We start from the raw sequence: 24,967 nt of genomic DNA on the forward strand, positions 1-24,967 counted from the left end.
GTGTTACCTCGAGGCCCAGTGGCACCGGTAGCGCCAGTAGCGCCCGTGTTACCTTGAGGTCCAGTGGCACCAGTAGCGCCCGTGTTACCTCGAGGCCCAGTGGCACCGGTAGCGCCAGTAGCGCCCGTGTTACCTTGAGGTCCAGTGGCACCGGTAGCGCCAGTAGCGCCCGTGTTACCTCGAGGCCCAGTAGCGCCGGTAGCGCCCGTGTTACCTCGAGGCCCAGTAGCGCCGGTAGCGCCCGTGTTACCTCGAGGCCCAGTGGCACCAGTAGCGCCTGCTGGTCCAGTAGGTCCGGTAGGTCCTTGAATGAACGAAGCAGAATTAACTAGAGCAGTTTGTAATGCTGCTATTAATTTAAGGAGCTCTTGAAGTGTGCAAGGGTCAATTCGGAATAATTTTGTAATGTATAGTAAATAGTTAATGAGATTTTGAAGCTCAATAAATACAGCGCTTGCTACAAAGGTTGGATTTCTTAATATAGTTATTAAGTTTTTAATAATAGCTAACCCTTGTGCTTTCAGGGAGGAAGTAGCGTCTAGTGAACAAATAAATTTACTCAGTAGGTTCAATGTATCGATTAGGTCTTCAATATTTTGGGGAGATGGATTTGCGAAAAGTTTTGGGATTATTTTTGTTAAATCAATAATAATCGCACGAAATGTTCTAAGTTGAGCTTTAGTAATTGGGATTGATGGAGTATTCGGGATTCGTCCGGCGCTACTTGGAAAGCATGGTTTGGAGAATTTGTTTTGATTGTCGTTATAACGAGACATTAAATCTCTCCTTTCTCACGAAAATGTGAACGAAACTCATCATAGTAGATGCAGAAATTAGTTAAATGGTCATAGTAAAATCGTTTGTTTAAAGAAAAAATAGAAAAAACGCCTTACAATAAGGCGTTTTTTCTATTTTCTGCGTATTGATAATATCGCTTTAAGGAAATTTTTGATTTGAATCCAGCGAGTTTTATAATTTCTGATTCAGGAGTTTCTTTTTTTATTAAGTTTAAAATATAGGTGTTACGAAAATGTTGTCCTGAAATTCCTTTACGTAAATTGGCTCTAGCCACTTCGAGGCGAATCATTTTTTGTATAGCAATTTCCGTTAATGCCTTTGGTGCATCATTTTCATATACCCACCTGTATGTTCCACGGTTAAAATCGAATGCGACAAATAATGGATCATCACTATGGTATTTAGGACGAACTGGTTCTGGGATGCTTTTGTAATAATTATATAGTTGTTTTTTGTCTTCTTTTGCTAATGTAATTGTTCTTTCTACACCTGCGGTTGCTGGGATTGATAATGTATTAGTTTCAAAGTGAACGTGATGCATTGTTAATGCTGTAAGTTCCTGTAAGGATAAACCGTAGTCAATCAATAGATTTAAAATAGCAATATTGCGATCCATTAATAAGGGGCGCACAGGAAGTTGTTTTTCTGAAAGTCCTTCTAATGAAGTGACTATATACTTTAACCTTTTTTCTTCATCAGGTGAAATGAAATCTTCGTTACGAAGTGTACGGTCTGGTTGAATAGATATTTCCATATTCTTCAATGGATTAGGAATGTTTAGAAAATGATGCATTCTATTTAGTACAATAAATACACGATGCATCGTTTTTTCAGAGTAATGTCGATTCGTTTTTAAATCGGAAAAGTAATCTTCGTAGTCTTTTGTACAAAGTGTAGCCCATATATTACTGGAAGAGAGCTTTTTGTTTTTTTCTAACCAATGTCCGAAGTCTTCAATGTCATAAACATAACGTTTAATAGTTGAGGGTTTTCGGCCTTTATTCAATAAAAAAATAGAAAAGGCTTGTATTGTATCATGGAATTCCGTTGTCTCCATAGTCCCACCACCTTAATTATTTCTTATATTATAGCAAACTTTTCTGAAAATAGGCATTTACAAGGGGGACAGGAATAATAATATTTGGTGAGTGGATAAAATGAGGTGATTGTATGGAACAATCGATGCGAAAGAAAAACAACAATCAAATTAATATTGTGTTAAACCATCGAAAGAAAATTTCTTTGCCAGCCGCAGAAAATAAAACGGTAATTTCAAATGAAACTGCAATTAAACATGAAATGCTGCAGAGAATTGAAGAAGAGATGGGGAAGCTTGTTGGGATGGAGGATATAAAAAAGATAATAAAAGAAATATATGCTTGGATTTATGTGAATAAAAAAAGACAAGAAAAGGGATTGAAGTCAGAGAAGCAAGTACTTCATATGCTGTTTAAAGGGAATCCAGGTACAGGGAAGACAACTGTTGCTAGAATGATAGGAAAATTGCTGTTTGAGATGAATATTCTATCGAAAGGCCACTTGGTTGAAGCTGAACGTGCTGATCTTGTAGGAGAGTACATCGGCCATACAGCCCAAAAAACAAGAGATTTAATAAAAAAAGCAATGGGAGGTATTTTGTTTATTGATGAGGCGTATTCTTTAGCTCGAGGAGGAGAGAAGGACTTTGGAAAAGAAGCAATTGATACGCTTGTAAAACATATGGAAGATAAACAACATGGTTTTGTATTGATTTTAGCTGGATATTCAAGAGAGATGAATCACTTTCTTTCATTAAATCCAGGGCTTCAATCTCGTTTTCCATTTATTATTGAGTTTGCGGATTACTCGGTAAATCAGCTATTGGAAATTGGGAAGAGAATGTATGAAGATCGTGAATATCAGTTATCAAAAGAAGCTGAATGGAAATTTAGGGATCATTTACATGCGGTGAAGTATTCGTCGCAAATTACATCGTTTAGTAATGGGCGATATGTACGGAATATTGTTGAAAAATCAATTCGTACACAGGCGATGCGGTTGTTGCAAGAAGATGCGTATGATAAAAATGATTTAATTGGAATATCGAGTATGGATTTGATGCTCGAAGAGGAGACGCACAGTACATAAACTGTGCGTCAATTTTTGTGTATAAGTTCGTTTACTCTTTTTTTGCTTTTTCTTGGTGTGTTTTATGGAAGTGTTCCATTTTAGCGCTCTTTTCGTGTGCTGAATTAGGATCGTGTCCAAATTGATTTACTGAGCTTTTTTGAGCTCCTTTATTAACGTGGTTTGTCATTTGTATTCACCTCACTTTAAAAATTAGTATAAACATTATATAAAGAAAAAATCGTTAGAAAAGAAAAACCTCTTTACGATATGTAAAGAGGTTAGATTGCTATTTATGCATTGAACGTTCTTTCGTTTCGATACGTCTGTGCGGTAAATGCCATTTGTAATGAATAGAAACCATGCGGAAGCAAACAATTAAAATGAATAGAATGTAAAGAGCCCAATCGCTAACAATAATTTGAGCTCCAATTAAGAAACCTGCTAAAATTGTCCAAAAGGCATATACTTCAGCTCGAAGAACGAGAGGTTTTCTGCGGGCTAAAAGATCGCGAATGATACCGCCGCCGATACCAGTTAAAACAGCTGCTACAATTGTGGCGCTAATTGGTAAATTTAATTTTTGGGCATATAATGCTCCTTGTACAGCAAATGCCGATAAGCCGATAGCGTCAGTGATATTTTCCCACTTTTTCCAATGTCTAATTAACTTATTTGGAAAAAGAAAAATAATAGTCATTGATAAAAGTGCGATTTGGAATAACATGTCTTGTTGCCAAAACGCGACAATCGGATAACCGATTAATAAATTACGAAGGGCACCTCCCCCAAATGCGGTTGCCATTCCTAAAATATACACCCCGAAAATATCATAATCCTCTTCCATTGCAACAATGGCTCCGCTTAGTGCGAAAGCGATTGTGCCTATGATGCTAAAAATCTCCCATGCCATGAATTTTCTCCCCCGCTAACTAGATGAAATGTGCTTCCTCTGCTATTATATTAGAAGGTTTAAATTTCGAAAAGGATGAGTGAACATATTTGATGGAAGAAAAAGAAAAAGTCATATTAGTAGGCTGTCAATTGCCACAAGATGATGATGAAAAATTTATGCATTCCATGAAAGAGCTTGCATCACTAGCGAAGACTGCACGAGCAGAATTGTTAGTGTCAACAACGCAAAAACGACCAAAGTTTCATCCGGCAACTTACATAGGTAAAGGGAAATTAGAAGAGCTTACAATGTTAACTGAAGAGTTAGAGCCGGATGTTATTGTATTTAATAATGAATTAACGCCGAGTCAAATTCGGAATTTATCCTCAGTATTAGATGCGAGAGTAATTGATCGAACGCAACTAATACTGGATATTTTTGCGCAACGTGCGAAGTCGAGGGAAGGTAAGCTTCAAGTAGAATTAGCTCAGTTGCAATATACAATGCCGCGTCTTATGGGGCAAGGATTGTCCTTATCGCGTCTTGGTGGTGGTATTGGAACAAGAGGACCGGGTGAGACGAAATTAGAGACGGATCGTCGTCATATTCGATCGCGTATTGATGAAATAAAGAAACAACTTGCAGTTGTTGTGGAACATCGAAAAAGATATCGTGAGAGAAGAAAAGATAATAAAGTATTTCAAGTGTCATTAATAGGGTATACAAATGCAGGGAAATCGACACTGTTTAATAGATTAACGGAAGCTGATACGTTTGAAGAAAACCTTCTGTTTGCAACATTAGACCCAACGACAAGGAAGATGCCGTTACCTTCTGGTTATACAGTATTACTAACTGATACTGTTGGTTTTATACAAGATTTACCTACTTCATTAATCGCTGCTTTTCGTTCAACACTGGAAGAAGCGGGGGAAGCAGATGTCATTTTACATGTAGTTGATTCCGCGGATCCTAACTACATAGGGCATGAAAAAACAGTAAAAAGATTATTATCAGAACTTGAAATTAACCATATTCCTGTTATTACGTTATATAATAAAAAAGATGAATTACATCAAAACTTTATTCCGTTTCCGAAAAGTGATTTCTTAATGACTAGTGCTTTTGAAGAAAGTGATTTATTGCGTATAAAAGAAGCGATAGAAACGAAGATGAAGAAAGAAATGGATCGTTATCGAGTGGAAATCCCTCCGAGTGAAGGTAAGTTGTTAACGCTTTTAAAGACGGAAACTCTATTAGCAAAGATGGAGTTTCTAGAAGATAAATTTGTATATGATTGTGCAGGGTATATTTTTACTCATTCATCGCTTAATGTGCAATTAAAGAGATTTTTAGTGGAAGAAGGAGAAAATAAAAATGTTTGATCGTTTGAAAAATGGAGAAAAAATTGCTCCAATCGTAAAAGAAGTAGAGAGTCAGATTACAGAAGTACATAAACGTGCGGATGAAGTAATTGAAAGCAATCAGTTTCGTGTATTAGAAAGTTTTCGTAAACATAAAATTAGTGACTCGCATTTTATCCCGACAACAGGTTATGGTTATGATGATATTGGCCGTGATACGTTAGAAAAAGTGTATGCTGATGTATTTGGGGCGGAAGCTGGACTTGTTCGTCCGCAAATTATTTCAGGTACTCACGCTATCTCTACAGCGTTATTTGGTATTTTACGCCCGGGAGATGAGTTATTGTATATCACTGGGAAACCGTATGATACGTTAGAGGAAATTGTTGGTGTACGTGGGAAAGGTGTAGGTTCATTTAAAGAATATAATATCGGTTACAATGCAGTTCCGCTAACTGAAGCTGGGCTTGTTGATTTTGAGGCTGTTGCAGCAGCGATTCATAATAATACGAAAATGATCGGTATTCAGCGCTCGAAAGGTTATGCTACTCGTCCATCGTTTACTATTTCTCAAATTAAAGAGATGATCGCGTTTGTTAAAGAAATTAAACCTGATGTTGTTGTGTTTGTAGATAACTGTTATGGCGAGTTTATTGAAGAGCAAGAGCCATGTCATGTTGGTGCAGATTTAATGGCGGGTTCGCTTATTAAAAACCCGGGCGGCGGAATTGTTAAAACTGGTGGTTATATTGTCGGGAAAGAACAGTATGTTGAAGCGTGTGCATATCGTTTAACATCTCCGGGAATTGGCGCGGAAGCTGGAGCGTCTTTATACAGTCTGCAAGAAATGTATCAAGGGTTCTTCTTAGCGCCACATGTTGCAGGACAAGCGCTGAAAGGTGCAATTTTTACAGCTGCGTTTTTAGAAAAGTTAGGAATGAACACGTCACCAGCGTGGAATGCACCAAGAACAGATTTAATTCAATCTGTTCAATTTGATGATAAAGACCGTATGATTGCCTTCTGCCAAGCGATTCAATATGCATCTCCAATTAATTCGCATTTTACTCCGTATGCAAACTATATGCCAGGCTATGAAGATGATGTAATTATGGCTGCGGGAACATTTATTCAAGGTGCAAGTATTGAATTGTCTGCTGATGGTCCAATTCGTCCGCCTTATGTTGCTTACGTCCAAGGTGGGTTAACTTATTCACATGTGAAGATTGCGATTTGTTCTGCAATTGATGCATTAATTGAAAAAGAATTATTAACAATTTCTTAAGGGGAAGCTGTCGATTTCGGCAGCTTTTTTCGTATAAAAGTAATGATTTATGCGATTAGAAAAAAGAATGAAAAAATTCATAAAAAAAATTATAAAAAATCATGTAAGAAAAGCTAACATCTATTGACACTAAACATAACATAGTATAAAATGAGAAGCAGTTAAGGCGAAGGAGGAACTGAAAAATGAAAGAAGATAGACGTTCTGCCCCGCTGTTTCCTATTGGTATTGTTATGGATTTAACACAATTGTCTGCACGTCAAATTCGCTACTATGAAGAGCATAATCTTGTTTCTCCAACCCGTACAAAGGGGAATCGTAGATTATTTTCATTTAACGATGTAGATAAGTTGTTAGAAATTAAAGATTTGTTAGATCAAGGCTTGAATATGGCTGGTATTAAACAAGTGTTACTAATGAAAGAAAATCAAACAGAAGCAGTGAAAGTAAAAGAAGAAACGAAAGAAATTTCAAAAACTGAGCTTCGCAAAATACTTCGAGATGAACTACAACATACAGGTAGATTCAATCGAACTTCATTGCGACAAGGTGACATTTCAAGATTTTTTCACTAAAGATAACTGATTCTGAAGGCGATTAGAGGGACTAAGGAGGAATTTATAATGTCTAGATACACAAAAGAAGATATTTTCCGTTTGGCGAAAGAAGAGAATGTAAAGTATATCCGTTTACAATTTACGGACCTTTTAGGGGTAATTAAAAACGTAGAGATTCCAGTGAGACAATTAACGAAAGCTCTTGATAACAAAATGATGTTTGATGGATCTTCGATTGAAGGTTTCGTACGTATTGAAGAATCTGATATGTATTTATATCCTGATTTAGACACTTGGGTAATTTTCCCTTGGACAGCTGAAAAAGGTAAAGTAGCTCGACTAATCTGTGATATTTACAATGCAGATGGCACTCCATTTGATGGAGACCCACGTAACAACTTAAAACGTGTGTTAAAAGAAATGGAAGCTTTAGGATTTTCAGACTTCAATCTTGGACCAGAGCCAGAATTCTTCCTATTTAAGGTTGATGAAAAAGGAAATCCAACATTAGAACTAAACGATAACGGTGGATACTTCGACCTTGCGCCGATGGATCTAGGGGAAAACTGTCGTCGTGATATCGTTCTTGAACTTGAAGAAATGGGATTTGAAATTGAAGCATCTCACCATGAGGTTGCTCCAGGGCAGCACGAAATTGACTTTAAATATGCAAATGCAATTCGCTCATGTGATGACATTCAAACATTCAAACTTGTTGTAAAAACAATTGCTCGTAAACATGGTTTACACGCAACGTTTATGCCAAAACCACTATACGGTGTGAACGGTTCAGGTATGCACTGTAACTTATCATTATTTAAAAATGGTGAGAACGTATTCTTTGATGCAAACGGTGACTTACAATTAAGTGATGATGCTCGTCACTTCATCGCAGGTATTTTAAAACATGCACCAGCATTTACAGCGATAGCAAACCCAACTGTAAACTCATACAAACGTCTAGTGCCTGGATATGAAGCGCCTTGTTACGTAGCATGGTCTGCACAAAACCGTAGTCCGTTAGTACGTATCCCTGCATCTCGTGGTATTAGTACACGCGTAGAAGTACGTAGTGTTGACCCAGCTGCAAACCCATATTTAGTAATGGCTACATTATTAGCTGCAGGTCTTGATGGAATTAAAAACAAATTAACTCCACCAGCAGCAGTAGATCGTAACATCTATGTAATGACAAAAGAAGAGCGCGAAGAAGCAGGTATCGTTGACTTACCAGCAACATTAGCGCAAGCATTAGTTACATTACAATCTAATGAAGTAGTATGCGGTGCACTAGGAGAACACTTACTTGAGCACTTCATCGAAGCGAAAGAGATTGAGTGGGATATATTTAGAACGCAAGTTCACCAATGGGAACGCGATCAATATATGTCTCTATACTAAGAGGATTGAACCCTTGATACAACTGGTATCAAGGGTTTTTTATTTCCCTCTTATTATAATTTTATGTGGTTGCAAAATGAAAAACAGCCACAAAACAGCCACGAAAAATACCAAAAAAAATTCTACTCTAAAACATTGCTCATATACTTTTCGAATTCAGAAATAGAGTCTTTATTTATTTTGTCACTAATATGAGAATAGACATTAGATGTCATTTCAATACTTTTATGACCTAATCGTTCTTGTATATATTTTAAGTTAGCGCCTGATTCTAATAATAAAACAGCATGTGTATGTCTTAGAGAGTGGATATCAAGACTAGGTATGTTTACCTTTTTTAAAATTCTTGAAAAGGCATTGAATAAAGTTGATTTTGGTAAGAAGTTACCATCTGATCTGGTGAAGATTAAATCCAATTCATGCTTATAGCTTTCTTGTAATACTAATTTATTTTCATTTTGCCATTTTTTATGATTTAACAAATCTTTAGCAAGTGGAGCTGGAATCATAATTGTTCGTCTGGACGAAAACGTTTTTGTATCACCAAATAGTTCTTCACCCATCTTAGCATGAAAATCTAATGTTTTTGTAATATTTATGGTTTGTTCTTTAAAATCGATGTCGCTCCATTGAAGAGCGGCAGCTTCACCTTTTCGCATTCCAGTATTGATAAGTGTCTTAAAAAAGATATAATAGATATAATTATATTGATAAGATGCTTTTAAGAATCGTGGAATGTCTTCTGTACGCATATACTTGAGACCTTCCTCTTTTTTTTGGTTTTTATTTGAAATTACAACATCATCACAAGGGTTTGTTCCAATCTTTTTTAAACTAATAGCCTTACACATTGCATTATTCATAGTTCGGTGAATTATCTTTACAGTTCCCTTACTGTATCCTTGATCAGTAAGATGATTAATAAAGTTTTGATACATCATCGGTTTCAAATCTTTTAGATTTATATTTTTAAAATATGGGATGATGTGTTTTTCAACGTTTCTTTTGTGTAGGATGAACGTGTTTTTTCTTACGGTATTTTCTTTGTACAATTTAAGCCAATCTTCTAAAAAGTACTTCAAAGATGTTGGAACGTTTTCGATTTCAAAACCATTCAATATCCTTTGTTCTTCTTCAGCAGCCGCAATTTGAGCTTCTTTTTTTGTTTTAAAGCCACGTTTAGTCTTTTCTTTGTACTGGTGAGTATAGGGGTCTTTGAACTTAATCCTATATTGCCAACCGTTGCTTACTTTTCTAAAGCTAGCCATAAGAAACCTCCTTTTCATGTGTTTAAGCTAATATACATTTAGGTGTATATCTTGTACATTAACTGTAATTGAATAATAGCATGTTAACCTAATTACTGTAAAAGAAAACTTACATATATAGAACGTACGTGCTAAAATGATTCTGTATTCAGAATAAGAAAGGGGAATGGAAAGATGAAGAGTTTTATTGGTGACTCAGGTGGTCACGAAACAGCTGAGTCAGGAGGATGGTCATCTTTATATGGACCAGGTGGTGGAATGGGTAAGCAAAAGTTATTTGGACCTGGCACTGGGGTATAACAAAAAGGACCATTTAGGTCCTTTTTATTATAAATAAAAATTTACCATTTTCACTAAACTATGAACATCAAATTCTAGATCATCTGATAAATCATCGCTATTTACAAAAAGATTTAAAATGTGTGAATTGAATGAACTTAAAATTTTATCCTCTGAAGCTTGGAATTGATACACGAATGCTTGCAATTGTCTAAGGTTTTCTGAACGTCTTTGCTGGCCTAAAAAAGGTGGATTTCCATTTATGTCAAGAGGAGCAAATAACAATAACAAATCAAAGAGGCTGTTATTCCCGTCTTGCAATTTAATAGAATCACCAATATATTTGGAGACAATTAATGATTCATTGGTCCATTTATATGTTAAGTAATTCAAATAATGCTTAAACGGCAGTGTAGAATTATCTATACTAGAATAAAATTCGGACTCTAAGTTAAATATATTTCTAAGTTTTCCTATCTTGAACTCATTATTAAATATGAGATCAAAATTTTCCCTATTAAATTCATGCAGTAAAATAATAAATAATGTAAATATCATTTGTACTGGCTCGTGATTGCTAAAATCTTTGGGAATATATGAGTATATCCCACTACTATTTGATTTATCTAACGTACATAAAAATATATATTTATTAAATAACTTTTTTAACTTTCTTGGATTTGTAAATTTTATTTGTAAAAATAACTGTTTTAAAAAATTAAAATTCTCATCAGTTACTGGACTAAATAGATTTACCCGTGAAATAAAATCTTCTAAAAGTTTATCGATATTTTGAATTTCAGGCATATTAAATGTTACATCAAACACTTTTTCAAGGTATTCCTCTGACTTAATTATATTTTGATACCTTATATTTATTGCTTTACTAACCGCATGTTTATCTACTCCACAAAAATAAACAACTTTATCTGAATCAATAAAGAAATGTTTTATTGATGAAATCAAATCCAATACATTTTCAGGAGAACATCTATCTAGATCATCAATAAAAACTAATAATTTTTTACCAGTTTTTTCATAATACGCCTCTAGTAATTCGTTATAAGAGGTATTAAATTTTTTTAAAGTTGTGTAAAAAGATGTTCTTTCTATAAGTTCATCCATCTCTTTTATAGTATCTTTAGCAGCTTGATCGACATTAACGGTCATTCCTAAAAGAGATATTTTGTAATTGAATAGTAAATTTTTACTGAAATTTAAAAGTGTTTTACCAATTAGTTTTGCATCTTCTAGTACTTGTCCGAGAGCATCCTTTTCTGCTTCAACTTTATCTAAAATCATTTCGAATAATGATAGTGAAAGGTTTGAATCCTTTTCATATTTCCATGCCTCAAAAAATACAACATTGTAATTAGTAATATTTTTATTTATGTATTCCATTACCGAAGTTTTGCCGCTTCCCCATTCACCGTATAAAGCGATCATATTATTCTTTTCAAAATAATCATTATTATTTTCTAGCATATTTTTTATTGCATCTGCTTTGAAATGTGTGCCAAATAAATCTGAGGTTACATTAATCTCAAAAGGTCTGTTATCATAAATCATTGTCATTTTTAATTTTTCCCTTCTTTGTTACTCAAAATCTTTCTTAAAATTAATTTTACAATTAATTACGATTTTTGTAAGTAAATTATGGGAAAAGTTAAAAGGTTTGATTGAATTAAATGAAAATATCTAATAAAATTCTCATTTTATATTTTAGTTCTTTTTTGGAACTTGAATATAAAGTGATATATGTCTTCGTTCAGTGAAGCTGAACAGAAGACAACGAGATAAAGAATTAGCGTAGCTCGATTCTTTATCTCGTAAGTGTTACAAACCGGTATATATACTCATATACCAGTTTGTAACAAGTTCAATATTTTATTAAAAATCAAAAAGGACCACTTTGGTCCTTTTTTAGCTTATTCAACTAAAGCACCCTTTAGTTGAAGTATAATTCTTCACAAACATTGTTGCTAATTTATATTATTAGCCTTTGGATTATTCGTAAATTGACTACCGCGGCATAGTGAGATGGTTTTAAATAGCCAATTTTCAGTTAAAATATTTAAAATCCACGATTTTAAAACCAGTTTTTCATAGGTGTTTCAAAATTCACTTAATAAAAAGTCGATTTTTTGCACTAAAGAAGTAAGAACTGGTTCTTGTTCGTTACGACATGGGAGGTGGGCCTCAAATGATATTTGAAGAATTCTCTTTTTTCAGGCACATACCGCGGAAAAGATCGGCGTAACATAAATTTTATTTTGCACATATGTTGTAGCGATAATTATTTTCTAAGAAGGAGTGTTATTATGCGACAACAACCTTATAATTCATATCCCCAAGCATACAGCACCACCTATAATTTAAAAGATGAAACCATTTTCAGAGATGTTCCAATATGGAGTAAAAATGATGTACGATTATTTCATGATGGAAATACAACTCCAACATCGGGAATTTTTTTCATTTTAAGTGACGGCACTGTATCAGGTGTAATGGGTGGGAGGAGCGTATCCGGTTTCATAAATCGTACTACAAATGAGATTACATTTACAACATTAGGTTTTACCCATGGATCTTACTGGGTTCCTTCTATAACTTATACTGGTGCTTTCTCCCCACAATTATATGATTATACCGCAACTGGGAAATATAGCGATACTTTAAATTTCATTCATGGAACATGGGTTGCTTCATTCATGGAATTCCTACACTAAAGATAGATTAAAATTGGGTTGCTAAATAAAAGAAATACAAGTGATTTTCTTTTATTTATAAATAAAAACTAAGAATAATGAAATAAACCAAATCAAAAAAGCTTGTTTTAGCAGGCTTTTTTTGGTAATTGCAAAATTAATTATTATACTCTTATTGATAGTAAATCTAGTCATATTTCAAAATAAGATAGAACAAAAGTTCGGTTTTATGGTAAAATATGCATATGAGGTCTTCATACGTTAAATGCATAATTGCATATTTATTTTTATTTAATCAGAGATACGTTGATATATAGCGCTTTTTCAACTTTCTCAATAATTATCTGATAACAACACGACTGAATTTTGGAAAAAATGTGATATTATGATAATAATAAAATAAACGGACGTAAAAAAAGACTCACAGCGTGTATAAGTAGTGTTAGCGCACTATTACACCGCTTTCCCTAATCCGGCTAGGGAAAACACTTACTGCAAGTCTTACATAAATTATAACACATCATTTGAATGTAGTGACGCGTTTTCCTTTAAAAGTTAAAAATGGGTATAACGTGTCTTTTTGTTCCGGCAAGGAGGAGCAAAATGAAACTGTTATTGGAAAAGATGCATGAAGATTTAAAGTCTAACGGTTATACCAACCGTAAATTAGCGGCGCTATTTAATGTTAGTCATACGACAGTTAATAGCTATTTTTCTCAGGGGACTAAATTTGATTTCATGCACTATGTTGAAATATTACGATTATATGAGCCTAAGAATATTAATTTTCGAAGAGAGTCATTGTTGAAGTCGTTTAATGACTTATCTCCCAATAACGAAAGATTAGGACTTGAAGTATTAAATATGTATGGAGAATTTGAACTACAAAAACATTTAATTTCTAAGATCCAAAATAATACAGAAACGAATAAAAATGCGAGATTGAATAAAAAGGTAGCAGAAGTATATCAGTTGTTAGCGTTACGTAATGAAGGATTTATAAATAAACACGAATTCTTTCGGGCGGTAGATGATTTTCGAAATTCACGAAAAATATCGACTAATGAACTGAAAATAATTTCTGATTTCGCTTTAATATACTCACATCTAGATTTTAACGATCACAAAATGGTTTTAAAATACACAAAGCAATTGATGCCATATATTGATGAAATCAAAAAAGGAACTTTGAAAACATCTTTTACATTAAGAGCAAAAGAGATGTTAGCTACAAGTAACCATCACGCAAATGATTTAGAACAAGCAAGAAAATATTGCTTTGAAATTGTAAATGATCCTTTGAATAAATATGAGTGCATGAAAGCTTTAGCTTACTGTATTTTAGGTGAAACTTATATCTTGGAGGATTACAATATTGCTAAGTATTATTTTGAACAAGGGATATCAACGTTGGATTCTCCGTCAAATCGTAAAAGTATAGTAAGAAAAAAAGCAATAGAGAATACTCTAAATTTCCTAAAGATTTATTGGAGAATTGATTTAGAAAAAATAAGACCTACAGATAAGGCTGAAGAAGCATTTTTATATGCTGTAACCGGACGTGAGGAGAAATCCTTATTATTGTTAGAGGAATTAGAAAAAGAAAATAAAAAACTAAGTCCTATACAAAAATATTATAAAGGTCTAGCTACTGGGGAAGAAAATTATTTCAAAGAATCAATAGAAGATTTTGAAAGGTTAGGGGATTTTTTCTATTCCAGGTTACCAAGAGAGTGCTTAAAATGATATAATTGTGGTATGAAAAGGAGTGATTTTATTTGAAGTTAAAGGCTATCAAAATAGTAATAACAGCAGCAATTATTGCTTCTATTGGTTTCATGCCAATCAAAAATGATAAAGAGGTAACAAAACAATCTCAAACTCCAATTGAATATAGAATGATGGTCGATCCGGGTGCTGGAGGCGGCTGAAAATAAAGAATGACGCTATCATAGAGATAGCGTCATTCGTGCTTTATAAGGGATGGAAAGTAAATGACCGAATGGTCGAAAGCTTTCCATGATGTGTATAACTAAAAGAGGATGCAGGGGGAAAGGCAAATGAAAGAAATGATAACGCAAGTTTTATTAATAGAAAAAGCTGAAGGGGGAAATGTCAATCATTTACGCGATTTATTAAAGGAACTTGTTGAACAGGAAAAAGAACAAAATAAAACTCCGTAGCCAATAATTAGTCTCACGGAGTTTTATTTTTAGATATAAAGTTTTGTATTGTTGATTTAAATAACTCTTTGTTGTCCTCAGAAAGTTGGTTAATCAGTTTCATCCATTCATTAGTTTCTTTGTTTATTTCTTCTGTTTCTTTAACTGTTAATTTTTGATGCATCGATCTTCCTAATAAGTAATCAATAGAAACCTCGTATATGTCTGCTAATTTAGTCAATGTCTCGTAATCAGGTTTACGTCTTCCTGATTCATAACTAGATAAAGTTGCTTTATTCACATCTAATTTTTCTGAGATGAAAGTCTGCGTATAACCTTTCTTTTCACGACACGCTTTCAATCTTTCGTTTAAGTTCATAATCTTATTATTCCCCTTTATAAATAATATCCCATTACTAATGTGCATTGCCTTAATTTAAGGTGTGTTACACTGTCTTCTTGTGCATTGCAAAATTTTTGCTTAATTACAGTATATATACTTTTTGACAACTTTTCACTATCTGTAAAAAAATATTTAACAAAATGACAAAATAGGGTTTACATTTACGAAATGACAACCTATAATGAAGTTAATAAGTTGTCAAAGTGACAACGATAGGAGGTGAAGCGGATATGACTTTTGGAAGTAGAGTCCGAGATATTCGCAAACAAAAGAATATTACTCAAGAAAAATTAGCTAAGAAGCTTGATTTTAGCCACGCTTCAGCTATTTCTTTCATAGAAAATGGTAAAAGAAGATTAGATGCTGAAAAGATACCTACCTTAGCAAATGCGCTTGGAGTATCAATAGATGAACTTTTTTTTACGCAAAAAGTTGTCAAATTGACAACTGAGGAAGTGGAGGAAGAAGAAAATGAATCAATTACAAGCTGCTTATCATCCAGTAAGTGAGTTCGTTTTTATAGAAAGAAATCAAGTGGTTACAGACAGTTTAACGATGGCTCAAATGTTTGGAAAAGAACATAAAAATGTACTTCGAGATATCGAGGTTCAGCTGGAAAAATTGATTGAAGCAAACGAAATGGAATGGGGGCAGCTCAACTTTGAGCCTACCCAATACCAGCATTATCAAAATAAACAATGGTATCCAAAATTCAATCTTACAGAAGATGCATTCGCGATTGTTGCAATGAGTTACATAACACCAGAAGCAATGAAAATGAAGATTAAGTTCTTACAAGAATTCAAGCGGATGAAAGAACACATTCAAAAGGTACAGCAACAACCTAAAAGTGTTGAAGATGCAATTATCTACAGTATGACTGAACTAAAACAAATGAAATCACGACAAGATCATGCGGAAGAAGAAATGAACAAAATGAAACTTTTAGTAGATAACGAACTATGGCTTACTGAGCAACATAAAGGAGCTGTGCAACATAAAGTAAAACAACGTGTTTTTGAACTAAAAAAAGAAGGTTATGTCAATGCATCGTATCAGGGAATATATGGCGCATTGAAAAGACATTTTGGTGTAGCTAAGTACGATAAAATCCCAAGGAAATATTATCAAAATGCTATGCGATTTATCGCAGGGTGGTATCCGCCAAAAAGACCTGTTGTATTAGATGATTTCATTTCTTAATAGATACTTTATAGAAAAGGAGATGTGAAAAATGATTAGTGTGCAAGTTGATGAAAAAGAAGTTAGAAAAATCTACTTAGAAAAAGTCGAAGAAAAAGTAAGGACTGTCGATGCAGAGTTAGTATTTTGGGACACGAATGAATTAAAAAGAAGAACATGTATGAGTTGGAACACAATTCAAAAAGAATTTTTCTTTGATCCAAGGTTCCAAAAATTTAAAGTTGGTTCAAAATGGTACTTTCCCTCTCAAAAAGCTAAAGAGTTTCTGTTGCAATGGCTATCTGAAAGATAAGGAGGTGATCTAGTGGAAGATACAACATCATTAGTAGCATTCGCAATGTTTATCGCATTTAGTGTATTGGTACTTTACATTACTTACGAACCGATAAAAAGATGGGCTTGGAGTGACGTAAAACAAAATAAAAAGACCCACGGCAATGGGTCCTTTATGAAAAAAGACTTGTTATAAGTATATCACGGAAAGTAGGGAAATAGTACATGCGTTTAACTGAATATCAAGTGCTATTACCTAATAAATTCTGGAACCTAGCAGAGAGCAATGATGAATTAAAGGAAATGATTGAACAGTATTTCAAGGTTGGTTATCCACATTATGAAATTCAACGAATAATCAAAAGTGGACAAGCATATGTGGCGGTTTGTACAAGGAGGTAAATTAATGGCTACTTTTCGAGTTAATAAAGATAAGAACTACACAACAATAAATAATACAGGTCTTAAAGATAAAAGATTAAGTTGGAAAGCAAAAGGGATTTTAGCATATATTCTTACACTTCCTGATGATTGGGTTTTTTATAGAGAGGAATTATCTAGGCATGCAAAGGATGGGCTAGATAGCTTAAGAGCTGGAATGAAAGAATTAAAGGAATATGGGTATCTTAAAAGATTTCCAGTTAGAGATGATAATAACAAAATTATTAAGTGGGAAACAATCATATATGAAGTTCCGCAAAATGACCCAGTGGTGGAAAAGCCACCAGTGGAAAAACCACCGGTGGAAAATCCCAAGCTACTAAGTACTAAAGAACTAAATACTAAAGAACTAATTACTAATATACAAAGTAGTAGTAACATCTTCTCTTTCTACGAAAATAATTTCGGTATTTTAAATTCATTCATAGCCGAAAGTATCGCTCAATGGGTAAATGATACAAGCGAAGAACTAGTACAAGCAGCTATGGAACGTGCTTTGAAACAGCAGAAGAAATGGAATTATGCTGAGGGCATTTTAAAACAGTGGGTTAACAATAACGTGAAGACTTTAACAGATGTTGAAGCTTTAGAGGCGGAATATCAACGAAATAAAGGAGTGAAAAAACGTGTCGGAATCAATCGGAAGAGTGATGACTCGGATAGTGAATACATCGGCTTGTAGTGAAGAAACAGAAGGGTATACATGCGAACACTGTAAGAAATATATCGCCGCAATTACTGTGGAAGTTCCGCAGCTACGTATTAAAAACAAAATACTTCCTACATGTGAGTGTGTTGTAGAAAGTGAAGAAGCAAAAATACGTGAAGCTCAAAACTTTGCTAAAAAACGAGAGATAGAAAAATTGTTCAGCATCAGTAATTTAGGAGAAAGATTTTCTAAAAGTACATTTGAATCGTTTCTAGATAGAAATGGATCAGAGACAGCTTATAAAGTTGCAGTGAAATACGTGAAGACATTTAAAGAATGGAACGGTGAATCGTTACTGCTTTGGGGAGAACCTGGTAATGGCAAAACACACCTAGCAGCCGCAATTGTAAATGAACTTTCTAAAAAAGGATACATTGTCGTGTTTCAAAGTGTTCCAGAATTGTTACAACGAATTCGAAGCACATTCAATAGTGAAAATAAAGAAAATGAAACGCAAATCATGAGAGCTCTTTTAGAATGCGACTTACTTATATTAGATGATATTGGAGCAGAAAAAACTACGGAATGGGTAGAAGAAAAATTATTCAATATCATTGATGGTCGGTACAGAAAAGAACTTCCTACTTTATATACGAGTAATTTGGAACCAAAAGAGCTGAAAAACCAAGTTGGCAAACGTTCATATGACCGAATGGTTGAAACAAGTCTAACTGTAAAAAATGAAGCCGCTAGTTATAGAAGAGAGATAGCAAAGCAACGTTTACAAAGATTTGTAGAAGCGTAAAAGGAGGAAATAAAGATGTGTGCATTATGCCATGATACAGGAATTATTCGTAAAGAAACTTATCTGGGTGTAATTCTAACGGAAGGTTGTAACTGTGAAGTAGCAAAGCAACAGCAAGCAGAAAATGATAAGCGTTGGCAAGCATGGTTAATCAAATTCGAATCAATGAAACAAGAGCTACAACATAAGAAACAACAAAAAGTTAGTTAACAAGGGGGAGAAAGCTATGAAAAATACAGGTGTTGCAAGAAAAGTGGACGAACTAGGGCGTGTAGTAATTCCAGTTGAGTTACGCAGAACTTTGGGGATTGCTGAAGGAACAGCACTAAACTTTCATGTTGATGGGGAAAGCGTCATTTTAAGAAAACAAGAAAAGTCATGCTTTGTAACAGGTGAAGTTTCTGAATCGAACATGGAATTGTTGGACGGACGAATGTTTTTAAGTAAGGAAGGAGCAATTGAATTACTAGACATTCTTGAAAAGAGTGGGATGGCACATGGCTAAGCAACTAAATATTTTCGATGTAGAGCCAGCGATTTGCGAGTTTGATGTAATGAAAGCAAATGTAAAAAAAGGAACTGGACGCGTTACATATGCAGATGTACGTGTTCAAGTCCCAAGAAATGCAAAGTGTACAGATGAATTACCACGCACGACTAAACAAGATGATCGTTATGACATCTTTGAACAATATGTAATGGCAATTTGGAGGTTTCAACGAGCTGTAGATAAGTTTTTTAATTGGGATACAGCTGAAGAATTGTGTAAGGCAGCAAGGGATAAAAGAGAAATAATTCCGGTACGAATTTACTTAGGAAGTGGATTTAAACCTGATGTTGTCGAGTACATGCGGTAATAAAAGGGAGAGGGACATATGAAAAAAATAGAAATTGATGTTAGTAGCAACAAACTTTTAATAGTGAAGGACGGAAATGTCACAGCGGTAAATCCACCAATGAGCGGATTTGGTGAGCAAGTTGCGGTTTGGGTAAACGGTAAAGTTGATCGTGTGGATACTAAGTTTACTGAAAAGATAAAATAATCATTTTTAGAAAGTAGGTTCGCTTATGAGTGTAGCAAGAAATCATGAAGCGATGAAGGAATCACGTTTAAAAATATACATCGCTTTAGAAGAAGCTAACTTCATTTGGGATGAAAGAGAGGTAGTACGTTTTCGTGAAATGTGGAGTCAAGGTATGAGCTTACCGAAGATGGCCAAAGCGTTAAGGAGACACCAAGCGGAAGTTGCGCTTCTTGTAATAGATCAAGCTGATAAGTATTTAATTGAAAATCGTCCGATAGGATTAGGGATTTGCTAAATAGGAAGGGGAAATAAAAATGAAAGCAATGAAAAACAGTGTTATGGAAGTAACTAAATTAATCAGTAAATCAAAGGAAAGACAAGCCTTAGTGAACAACAATCAAATTTGTGAATTAGATCAATATCAAGAAGCGGCATTACGCACATGGAGTACAAATCAGGATTTTGGTGGACGTATTTTAAATGCGGCATTAGGACTTTCAGGAGAATCTGGTGAGGTTGCTGATATTGTAAAAAAAGCTATTTTCCATGGTCATGGATTTGATCCGGCTCATTGTCCAGGAGAAGAAGAAGGGAATACGCATAAAATCGCTTTAGAGCTGGGAGACATCTTGTACTACATTTCAATCATGTCTCATGAAATGGGATATACCTTAGAAGATATCGCTCAAATGAATATTACAAAATTAGCTAAAAGATATCCGGATGGTTTTAGTCGAGAAGCAAGTCAAGCACGTGTAGATGTAAAGTAAGACAAAATTTGAATTTTATTAAGAAATTGGAGGTAATGAAATGAACTACTATGAGTTCAATAAACAAGATTATTATGCACTGATTGCTGTAAAAGAAAAAGAAGGAAGAGATTCTCTAGAAAAGGCATTTGAAATATACCATGAAATAGTAGGTTATAACAGTGTACAAGAAGTAAAGGAAGCAGGAACGCCTACACCTATGTTATACACAGAAGCAATTAATTTATATAAAAAGACAATGGCAGAAATAAGTTCAATAGATTCAATGAATGAGCTTATAAAACAATTTAATGAATATGAAGATACTGTTGTTCTGATTGATGGGGCTGTAGTTTAACCAAAGCGTTATTTTATAGTGATGCAAAAAGAGTACATATCGAATATGTACTCTTGAAAAAAGGAAGTGTATATAAGTGATGAAACACTATACTACAACATATGCTTGTCTCATTTAAAAGTGCAAGGAATATAACAAAATCCTTATTTTAAAGTTAAAGAGCACCTAAAAAGGTGCTCTGGCCAAAATTAAAATTGAAAAAAAATACCGCATGGTATTGTATGTATGTTTTCTATGGCTGTGCAATTTTTAAACAAAAACGTTATTTGAATAGGAAATGGCAGGTAATTGACTAAGTTACCTGCCGTGCAACAAACGATACGGAGTGTAACGAACTCCGATTTAAAAGAGAGTAGCTGTGGGAAGCTGACTTGAGGATAGTATGTGTAATGTGAAAAAGATTATTCGTAAAGGAGGATGAAACTTATTTTATAAGGACCGGCATTCTTTTAGTTTCAAATCTTTCAAAGTCTATAGGACAATGTGCAAACGTTGCTATAGGTTCTGAAGTCTCGTTTGTAAAAAAAGTGTGGTTAATTACGTCACCAGAAGAAGAATAAAAAGTAATTTTGGTTTTTGATATAGGAGGAAGCGTTATTACTAGTGGTTTACTTGTCATACTGATCAGCTCCTAAATTATTTGGTTTTATACAACCTTTATATGTATTCAATAAATGTATATGAAGTCATTTTAAAAAGTTAGTACTTTTTGAATCTAGAAATTTAACAAAATAGTTATTTGAAAGAAAGAAGGGATCACATGAGCGGGTTCTATCCGAAAGCAAAAGTGAAATTATCTTTCGGTACCATTGGTGCAAATGTATACAATTTCGTATCAACTGTACAGGTTGAAAATAGAATAGATGATTTAAAGAGATTGGAGCACAATCTGGAATCAGCATTGGAAATGGTTCGGAACGAAAAACGAATTTTAGAAGTGCATTTAAACCAAGGAAACTAAACAAAATTCTTATTTGAATAGAAAAGAGCGCCATTAGGGCGTATGGCGCTCTTTGACCAAGAACTATATTGTGTATTTTTTTATAGTCCGTATAAGTATATGGAAGTTGAAAATAAAGAGTGAATCAAATATTAACAAAATCGTTATTTGAATAGGAAAATACAGCTGAAATGATAAGTATATCTAATGAACATTTCAGCTGGTATTCAATGTTTTAGAAACCAATTTTTTTAAACATCTTAAGATATGTAATCACAAGTACAGCTTGTACAATTACGAATAGTGAACCCATGAGCATTCTGTGGTTATGATCTAATGCAGCGAATATTGCCATAGATATTCCAATTAAGATAAAAAGTGCACTTAGGAATGGCATGATTTTCATTAACATATTAAGTCTTTTATTCATATACGGACCTCCTGTTCTCAATAGATTTAAGTATTAAACGAACTTATAAATATATTTTACTATATTTTTATTTTCGGATATACAGGGGCGTATATAAGTACAGTAGAAATTTGAACAAAAACGCTATTTTAATAAAAAAAGAGCTTGCAAGGAAACAAGCTCTAACGTAATTGAGATGTCTATATATTACCATTCATTTCATTATAATTCCATCCGTTGTGGTTGAGAAATAAAGTATAAGAAATTTAATGAAAATTTCATTTTATGGAAATAAAAAACCCTAGTTTCCTAGGGTAATGGTATAACAGCCAAATATATTTTATTCTTTTATATCGTAACTTAATATTACGTTAAAAACATCCGGTAAGTGTAACCAATTGCAGAAAATAAAAGAACAGTTAGCAAAAGCTAACTGCTCGGTTCTCCAAGGGGGAACAAGGAGAAAGGCTAGGGACTTCATTAAATGGGTTTGGGCTATCGCCTATCTATATTATTGACGGAATATTGAGTTTTATTCACAGGGAACGATGTTTAGCTTAATGCATAGCCAACAATTAAAGTTAGTGTTAAAAACACTGATAATAACAATGTTAGCAGAACTGTTACTATGCTTCTAAGCATTGCTATCCAATTACCTGCTTTAGAGAATCCTTTAATACCAGCAAAAAAAGTTCCTATTGAAAAAATGAGTACAAAAAATAAAGGGTGAAAATAAACGATATTTATAAATGACGCATTCATTTCAGGTGTGCATACTTCAAGATATAAAAGAAAAAAAGCAATGCAAACGAATGAAAAAATAAAAGACCATAGATTTATATTATGCTTCATAGGTTGCTCCTTTGTTATTAAAATATTTTTATTAAATTTTAATGGAAAATATAAGAAAAAGATAGTGGTTATAAATTGGAATGAATTTTTTAACAAAATAATCCTTTTGTTTATAGAAAAACAGGTTACCACGTTTCATTGATTGGAAATCTTTTCTAAGGTATTCTTAAGAGGATGGGAATAGAAAGAATATCTTCGAGAGGAAAGGAATTAATTTATGTTAGGAAATTGGTTAGATAAATTAAAAGAACCTAAATGTATACATAGATATAAACTTATTAAAAGTCATGACAATGAAGATTTTAAAACTGGTAAGATGGGGATAGTTAGTTATTATAAATGTGAAAAGTGTGGAAAAGAGAAGGAAATCAGCAAATATACTAATGATGTTAATAGTGATTATTGGGATATTTAAAATAACATTCGAATATAGTCCGGCTAGAAAACTAGAGGACACCAATTCATTAAAGCAGCAATTAAAGCTGTTTTAGGAATAGGTGTCCTTTTTATTTTGAAAAGGGAGATGGGGAAATGAAGGGGTTAAAGGGTCAGTTACGCGAATGGAAAAAGCAATCGAATCAAACAAAGAAGAAAAAGAATAAAAAACGAAAAGAGAAATTTAGCACTCGTGAAATTGAAGAGTTAATGGGAGTTCATGGACCACGTTATGAACGCAGACGTGGAGCAGTAAGACAAAAATAATAATAATGGAGGAATCTAATATGAATAAACAATTATCATTTAAAATGCCAATTGTGGATGGGAAAAGAACAAAACAAGAAATTGAAAAAGTATTCAACGAGTATCGTACATATTTAGCAACAATGCCATGTGATATGCTGCCAAAAGTGACACCTTCATATTCTATTGTTCCTCCATCAATTACAAACGAGTTTAATAGTTCAACTGAAAATATTGCAATTGAAAGAATTGAGTATGAACAAGAAAGAAATGAATTTATGAGTTGGTTGTATGATGCTGTGAATCGCTTAAGAGATGATGAACGAGAGGTCATCGTAAAATTTTATATGGAAGACGATATTGGATATGATCCCGATATCTGGATGGATTTAGGTATAGGTAAAACAAAGTATTATAAGTTAAAAGGACGTGCGATATTACGTTTAGCTTTCAATCTAAAGAAAGAGGTATATCTAAAAACACGTAGACAAAAAGAGGGGCAAAGTGTATGAACATTGTACAGCCGATTCGAGATAAAGAAATGATTAAAGAACTAAAAGAATATTTTAAGGAGCAGAATGAACGTAATTACATTCTGTTCCTTCTTGGCATTAATACAGGATTACGCATTTCAGATATTCTACGTTTGCGAGTACGTGATGTTGAAGGGTGGAATATTTTTATTCGTGAAAAGAAAACTAATAAGATTAAAGATGTGAAGATGCCTTCTGATTTAAAGAAGGCATTAAGGGATTATACAAAAGGAAAGCCGAAGAATGAATTTCTCATTAAAAGTAGGAATGGAAAGAACAGGCCTATTACAAGATCGATGGCATATGTCATATTGAATCAGGCAGCACAAGAATTTGGATTAGAGCGTATTGGAACTCATTCGCTTAGAAAGACATATGGGTACCATCATTATAAACAGTTTAAAGATGTGGTTGCCTTACAACAAATGTTAAATCATACAGATCAGAAAGAGACTTTAAGATATATAGGAATCCAACAAGATACATTAAATGATTATCAAAGGAAATTTAGAATCTAATTCTTTTATTTTTTTATCACTTATTGAATTAGCTTTAAACTGAAAGTGTCAAATTCATTTTGATGAAATGCTAGAAAGCTTGATAGCTCTAGGAAAAAACAGGATAGGTTAACTCAACACAATCTAGATTATAGTGAATTCAGTTTGAGGGATAATTGAATCAAAAGTATAAAAATATGTGTTTATAATCAAAAAAACTATCCCAATTAGGTTAGGAAATAAGTTGTTTCAAAGATGTAGTATTCTGAAAAAAGGATTATCAATTAATCTTGTTGAATATAATAATATTATAAAGGAGTGGATTG

39 protein-coding genes are annotated in these 24,967 nt (G+C 33.6%); 29 read left to right on the forward strand and 10 right to left on the reverse strand.

What is annotated here, in order from left to right:
• Window positions 1–776 (reverse strand): collagen-like repeat preface domain-containing protein (locus tag QO049_RS22140; protein WP_284489460.1); only part of this gene is annotated, 776 nt, incomplete at its 3' end.
• Window positions 777–889: 113 nt separating this feature from the next.
• Window positions 890–1,855 carry a tyrosine-type recombinase/integrase gene (locus QO049_RS22145; protein WP_246960962.1) on the reverse strand — a complete coding sequence of 322 codons (966 nt, stop codon included), beginning with the start codon at window positions 1,853–1,855 and terminating at the stop codon, window positions 890–892.
• 113 nt (window positions 1,856–1,968) lie between these two features.
• Here QO049_RS22145 and spoVK point away from each other — a divergent pair, with 113 nt between their 5' ends.
• Window positions 1,969–2,925, forward strand: coding sequence for a stage V sporulation protein K (spoVK, locus tag QO049_RS22150; RefSeq protein ID WP_000438175.1), 957 nt, complete (start codon window positions 1,969–1,971; stop codon window positions 2,923–2,925).
• Window positions 2,926–2,956: 31 nt separating this feature from the next.
• Here the strand turns inward: spoVK and QO049_RS22155 are convergent, their stop codons facing one another.
• Together QO049_RS22155 and QO049_RS22160 are read right to left on the reverse strand one after the other, a co-directional pair.
• The gene (locus tag QO049_RS22155) at window positions 2,957–3,094 is read right to left on the reverse strand and encodes a hypothetical protein (RefSeq protein ID WP_000181501.1); all 138 of its coding nucleotides are present in this window, start codon (window positions 3,092–3,094) and stop codon (window positions 2,957–2,959) included.
• Window positions 3,095–3,193: 99 nt separating this feature from the next.
• Window positions 3,194–3,817 (reverse strand): trimeric intracellular cation channel family protein, encoded by a 624-nt coding sequence (locus tag QO049_RS22160; RefSeq protein ID WP_000312267.1) that lies wholly within the window; start codon window positions 3,815–3,817, stop codon window positions 3,194–3,196.
• A 92-nt stretch (window positions 3,818–3,909) separates the two neighbouring features.
• Between QO049_RS22160 and hflX the strand changes: the two genes are divergently transcribed.
• The 4 genes from hflX to glnA all read left to right on the forward strand — a co-directional run bounded on the left by hflX (window position 3,910) and on the right by glnA (window position 8,406).
• Complete coding sequence (hflX, locus tag QO049_RS22165) at window positions 3,910–5,184, forward strand: GTPase HflX (protein WP_000391395.1); 1,275 nt, start codon at window positions 3,910–3,912, stop codon at window positions 5,182–5,184.
• On the forward strand, window positions 5,177–6,448 hold the full coding sequence (locus QO049_RS22170) for a methionine gamma-lyase family protein (protein ID WP_000460289.1): 1,272 nt from the start codon (window positions 5,177–5,179) through the stop codon (window positions 6,446–6,448). Before hflX ends, QO049_RS22170 begins: the two co-directional genes overlap by 8 nt.
• A gap of 185 nt (window positions 6,449–6,633) precedes the next feature.
• Entirely contained in the window at window positions 6,634–7,023 is a 390-nt protein-coding gene (gene glnR, locus QO049_RS22175; RefSeq protein WP_000656783.1) for a transcriptional repressor GlnR, read from the forward strand.
• A gap of 48 nt (window positions 7,024–7,071) precedes the next feature.
• Window positions 7,072–8,406: a type I glutamate--ammonia ligase gene (gene glnA / locus QO049_RS22180; protein ID WP_000092763.1), complete on the forward strand. Its 1,335-nt coding sequence runs from the start codon at window positions 7,072–7,074 to the stop codon at window positions 8,404–8,406.
• A gap of 122 nt (window positions 8,407–8,528) precedes the next feature.
• Here the strand turns inward: glnA and QO049_RS22185 are convergent, their stop codons facing one another.
• On the reverse strand, window positions 8,529–9,674 hold the full coding sequence (locus QO049_RS22185; RefSeq protein ID WP_087949332.1) for a tyrosine-type recombinase/integrase: 1,146 nt from the start codon (window positions 9,672–9,674) through the stop codon (window positions 8,529–8,531).
• Between the two features lie 174 nt (window positions 9,675–9,848).
• On the opposite strand from QO049_RS22185, the gene QO049_RS22190 reads away from it, so the two are divergent.
• A complete protein-coding gene (locus QO049_RS22190) occupies window positions 9,849–9,974 on the forward strand; it encodes a hypothetical protein (protein ID WP_284489461.1) in 126 nt (41 codons plus the stop codon).
• 27 nt (window positions 9,975–10,001) lie between these two features.
• Here QO049_RS22190 and QO049_RS22195 read toward each other — a convergent pair whose 3' ends face one another.
• Window positions 10,002–11,528: a KAP family P-loop NTPase fold protein gene (locus QO049_RS22195; RefSeq protein WP_284489462.1), complete on the reverse strand. Its 1,527-nt coding sequence runs from the start codon at window positions 11,526–11,528 to the stop codon at window positions 10,002–10,004.
• 746 nt (window positions 11,529–12,274) lie between these two features.
• On the opposite strand from QO049_RS22195, the gene QO049_RS22200 reads away from it, so the two are divergent.
• The 4 genes from QO049_RS22200 (at window position 12,275) to QO049_RS22215 (ending at window position 14,844) form a co-directional block, all read left to right on the forward strand.
• Window positions 12,275–12,682 (forward strand): hypothetical protein, encoded by a 408-nt coding sequence (locus QO049_RS22200; protein WP_284489463.1) that lies wholly within the window; start codon window positions 12,275–12,277, stop codon window positions 12,680–12,682.
• Between the two features lie 582 nt (window positions 12,683–13,264).
• The gene (locus QO049_RS22205) at window positions 13,265–14,407 is read left to right on the forward strand and encodes an AimR family lysis-lysogeny pheromone receptor (protein ID WP_284489464.1); all 1,143 of its coding nucleotides are present in this window, start codon (window positions 13,265–13,267) and stop codon (window positions 14,405–14,407) included.
• Window positions 14,408–14,439: 32 nt separating this feature from the next.
• On the forward strand, window positions 14,440–14,592 hold the full coding sequence (locus tag QO049_RS22210; protein ID WP_284489465.1) for a hypothetical protein: 153 nt from the start codon (window positions 14,440–14,442) through the stop codon (window positions 14,590–14,592).
• Between the two features lie 129 nt (window positions 14,593–14,721).
• Entirely contained in the window at window positions 14,722–14,844 is a 123-nt protein-coding gene (locus QO049_RS22215) for a hypothetical protein (protein ID WP_284489466.1), read from the forward strand.
• Window positions 14,845–14,857: 13 nt separating this feature from the next.
• On the opposite strand, the gene QO049_RS22220 is transcribed toward QO049_RS22215, so the two are convergent.
• Window positions 14,858–15,202: a helix-turn-helix domain-containing protein gene (locus tag QO049_RS22220; protein ID WP_284489467.1), complete on the reverse strand. Its 345-nt coding sequence runs from the start codon at window positions 15,200–15,202 to the stop codon at window positions 14,858–14,860.
• 254 nt (window positions 15,203–15,456) lie between these two features.
• Here QO049_RS22220 and QO049_RS22225 point away from each other — a divergent pair, with 254 nt between their 5' ends.
• The 14 genes from QO049_RS22225 to QO049_RS22290 are packed head-to-tail and all read left to right on the forward strand — an operon-like array spanning window position 15,457 to window position 20,729.
• Window positions 15,457–15,735, forward strand: coding sequence for a helix-turn-helix domain-containing protein (locus tag QO049_RS22225; protein WP_284489468.1), 279 nt, complete (start codon window positions 15,457–15,459; stop codon window positions 15,733–15,735).
• Window positions 15,698–16,429: a Rha family transcriptional regulator gene (locus tag QO049_RS22230; protein WP_284489469.1), complete on the forward strand. Its 732-nt coding sequence runs from the start codon at window positions 15,698–15,700 to the stop codon at window positions 16,427–16,429. Before QO049_RS22225 ends, QO049_RS22230 begins: the two co-directional genes overlap by 38 nt.
• Window positions 16,430–16,460: 31 nt before the next feature.
• Window positions 16,461–16,721: a group-specific protein gene (locus tag QO049_RS22235; protein ID WP_284489470.1), complete on the forward strand. Its 261-nt coding sequence runs from the start codon at window positions 16,461–16,463 to the stop codon at window positions 16,719–16,721.
• Window positions 16,722–16,733: 12 nt separating this feature from the next.
• Window positions 16,734–16,898, forward strand: coding sequence for a hypothetical protein (locus tag QO049_RS22240; RefSeq protein ID WP_074562989.1), 165 nt, complete (start codon window positions 16,734–16,736; stop codon window positions 16,896–16,898).
• 29 nt (window positions 16,899–16,927) lie between these two features.
• Complete coding sequence (locus tag QO049_RS22245; protein WP_284489471.1) at window positions 16,928–17,104, forward strand: hypothetical protein; 177 nt, start codon at window positions 16,928–16,930, stop codon at window positions 17,102–17,104.
• 4 nt (window positions 17,105–17,108) lie between these two features.
• On the forward strand, window positions 17,109–17,825 hold the full coding sequence (locus tag QO049_RS22250; protein WP_284489472.1) for a DnaD domain-containing protein: 717 nt from the start codon (window positions 17,109–17,111) through the stop codon (window positions 17,823–17,825).
• Window positions 17,794–18,597, forward strand: coding sequence for an ATP-binding protein (locus tag QO049_RS22255; protein ID WP_284489505.1), 804 nt, complete (start codon window positions 17,794–17,796; stop codon window positions 18,595–18,597). The genes QO049_RS22250 and QO049_RS22255 overlap by 32 nt, the downstream gene beginning before the upstream one ends.
• Before the next feature lie 15 nt (window positions 18,598–18,612).
• Window positions 18,613–18,807, forward strand: a complete 195-nt coding sequence (locus QO049_RS22260; protein ID WP_284489473.1) for a hypothetical protein — start codon at window positions 18,613–18,615, stop codon at window positions 18,805–18,807.
• A gap of 16 nt (window positions 18,808–18,823) precedes the next feature.
• Entirely contained in the window at window positions 18,824–19,102 is a 279-nt protein-coding gene (locus QO049_RS22265; RefSeq protein ID WP_284489474.1) for an AbrB/MazE/SpoVT family DNA-binding domain-containing protein, read from the forward strand.
• Window positions 19,095–19,454: a cell division protein SepF gene (locus tag QO049_RS22270; protein WP_284489475.1), complete on the forward strand. Its 360-nt coding sequence runs from the start codon at window positions 19,095–19,097 to the stop codon at window positions 19,452–19,454. The genes QO049_RS22265 and QO049_RS22270 overlap by 8 nt, the downstream gene beginning before the upstream one ends.
• A gap of 18 nt (window positions 19,455–19,472) precedes the next feature.
• Window positions 19,473–19,640, forward strand: coding sequence for a DUF3954 domain-containing protein (locus QO049_RS22275; RefSeq protein ID WP_000717826.1), 168 nt, complete (start codon window positions 19,473–19,475; stop codon window positions 19,638–19,640).
• 25 nt (window positions 19,641–19,665) lie between these two features.
• Entirely contained in the window at window positions 19,666–19,917 is a 252-nt protein-coding gene (locus QO049_RS22280) for a helix-turn-helix domain containing protein (RefSeq protein ID WP_199694611.1), read from the forward strand.
• Between the two features lie 19 nt (window positions 19,918–19,936).
• Window positions 19,937–20,392: a nucleoside triphosphate pyrophosphohydrolase family protein gene (locus tag QO049_RS22285; RefSeq protein WP_284489476.1), complete on the forward strand. Its 456-nt coding sequence runs from the start codon at window positions 19,937–19,939 to the stop codon at window positions 20,390–20,392.
• Window positions 20,393–20,432: 40 nt separating this feature from the next.
• Window positions 20,433–20,729: a hypothetical protein gene (locus QO049_RS22290; protein ID WP_284489477.1), complete on the forward strand. Its 297-nt coding sequence runs from the start codon at window positions 20,433–20,435 to the stop codon at window positions 20,727–20,729.
• A gap of 424 nt (window positions 20,730–21,153) precedes the next feature.
• Here QO049_RS22290 and QO049_RS22295 read toward each other — a convergent pair whose 3' ends face one another.
• A complete protein-coding gene (locus QO049_RS22295) occupies window positions 21,154–21,348 on the reverse strand; it encodes a hypothetical protein (RefSeq protein ID WP_130813789.1) in 195 nt (64 codons plus the stop codon).
• A 141-nt stretch (window positions 21,349–21,489) separates the two neighbouring features.
• Here QO049_RS22295 and QO049_RS22300 point away from each other — a divergent pair, with 141 nt between their 5' ends.
• Entirely contained in the window at window positions 21,490–21,690 is a 201-nt protein-coding gene (locus QO049_RS22300; RefSeq protein ID WP_284489478.1) for a hypothetical protein, read from the forward strand.
• A 214-nt stretch (window positions 21,691–21,904) separates the two neighbouring features.
• Here the strand turns inward: QO049_RS22300 and QO049_RS22305 are convergent, their stop codons facing one another.
• On the reverse strand, window positions 21,905–22,099 hold the full coding sequence (locus QO049_RS22305) for a hypothetical protein (RefSeq protein ID WP_284489479.1): 195 nt from the start codon (window positions 22,097–22,099) through the stop codon (window positions 21,905–21,907).
• Between the two features lie 531 nt (window positions 22,100–22,630).
• The gene (locus QO049_RS22310; protein ID WP_088020183.1) at window positions 22,631–22,930 is read right to left on the reverse strand and encodes a hypothetical protein; all 300 of its coding nucleotides are present in this window, start codon (window positions 22,928–22,930) and stop codon (window positions 22,631–22,633) included.
• Between the two features lie 217 nt (window positions 22,931–23,147).
• On the opposite strand from QO049_RS22310, the gene QO049_RS22315 reads away from it, so the two are divergent.
• The 4 genes from QO049_RS22315 (at window position 23,148) to QO049_RS22330 (ending at window position 24,662) form a co-directional block, all read left to right on the forward strand.
• Window positions 23,148–23,345: a hypothetical protein gene (locus QO049_RS22315; protein ID WP_029442413.1), complete on the forward strand. Its 198-nt coding sequence runs from the start codon at window positions 23,148–23,150 to the stop codon at window positions 23,343–23,345.
• A gap of 116 nt (window positions 23,346–23,461) precedes the next feature.
• Window positions 23,462–23,632 carry a hypothetical protein gene (locus QO049_RS22320; RefSeq protein WP_284489480.1) on the forward strand — a complete coding sequence of 57 codons (171 nt, stop codon included), beginning with the start codon at window positions 23,462–23,464 and terminating at the stop codon, window positions 23,630–23,632.
• A 20-nt stretch (window positions 23,633–23,652) separates the two neighbouring features.
• Window positions 23,653–24,123 carry an ArpU family phage packaging/lysis transcriptional regulator gene (locus tag QO049_RS22325; RefSeq protein WP_284489481.1) on the forward strand — a complete coding sequence of 157 codons (471 nt, stop codon included), beginning with the start codon at window positions 23,653–23,655 and terminating at the stop codon, window positions 24,121–24,123.
• Complete coding sequence (locus tag QO049_RS22330) at window positions 24,120–24,662, forward strand: site-specific integrase (RefSeq protein WP_001028525.1); 543 nt, start codon at window positions 24,120–24,122, stop codon at window positions 24,660–24,662. Before QO049_RS22325 ends, QO049_RS22330 begins: the two co-directional genes overlap by 4 nt.
• Window positions 24,663–24,967 lie beyond the last annotated feature (305 nt).

This window comes from Bacillus sp. RB3 (assembly GCF_030164735.1).
In the GTDB taxonomy this organism is placed as follows: domain Bacteria; phylum Bacillota; class Bacilli; order Bacillales; family Bacillaceae_G; genus Bacillus_A; species Bacillus_A cereus.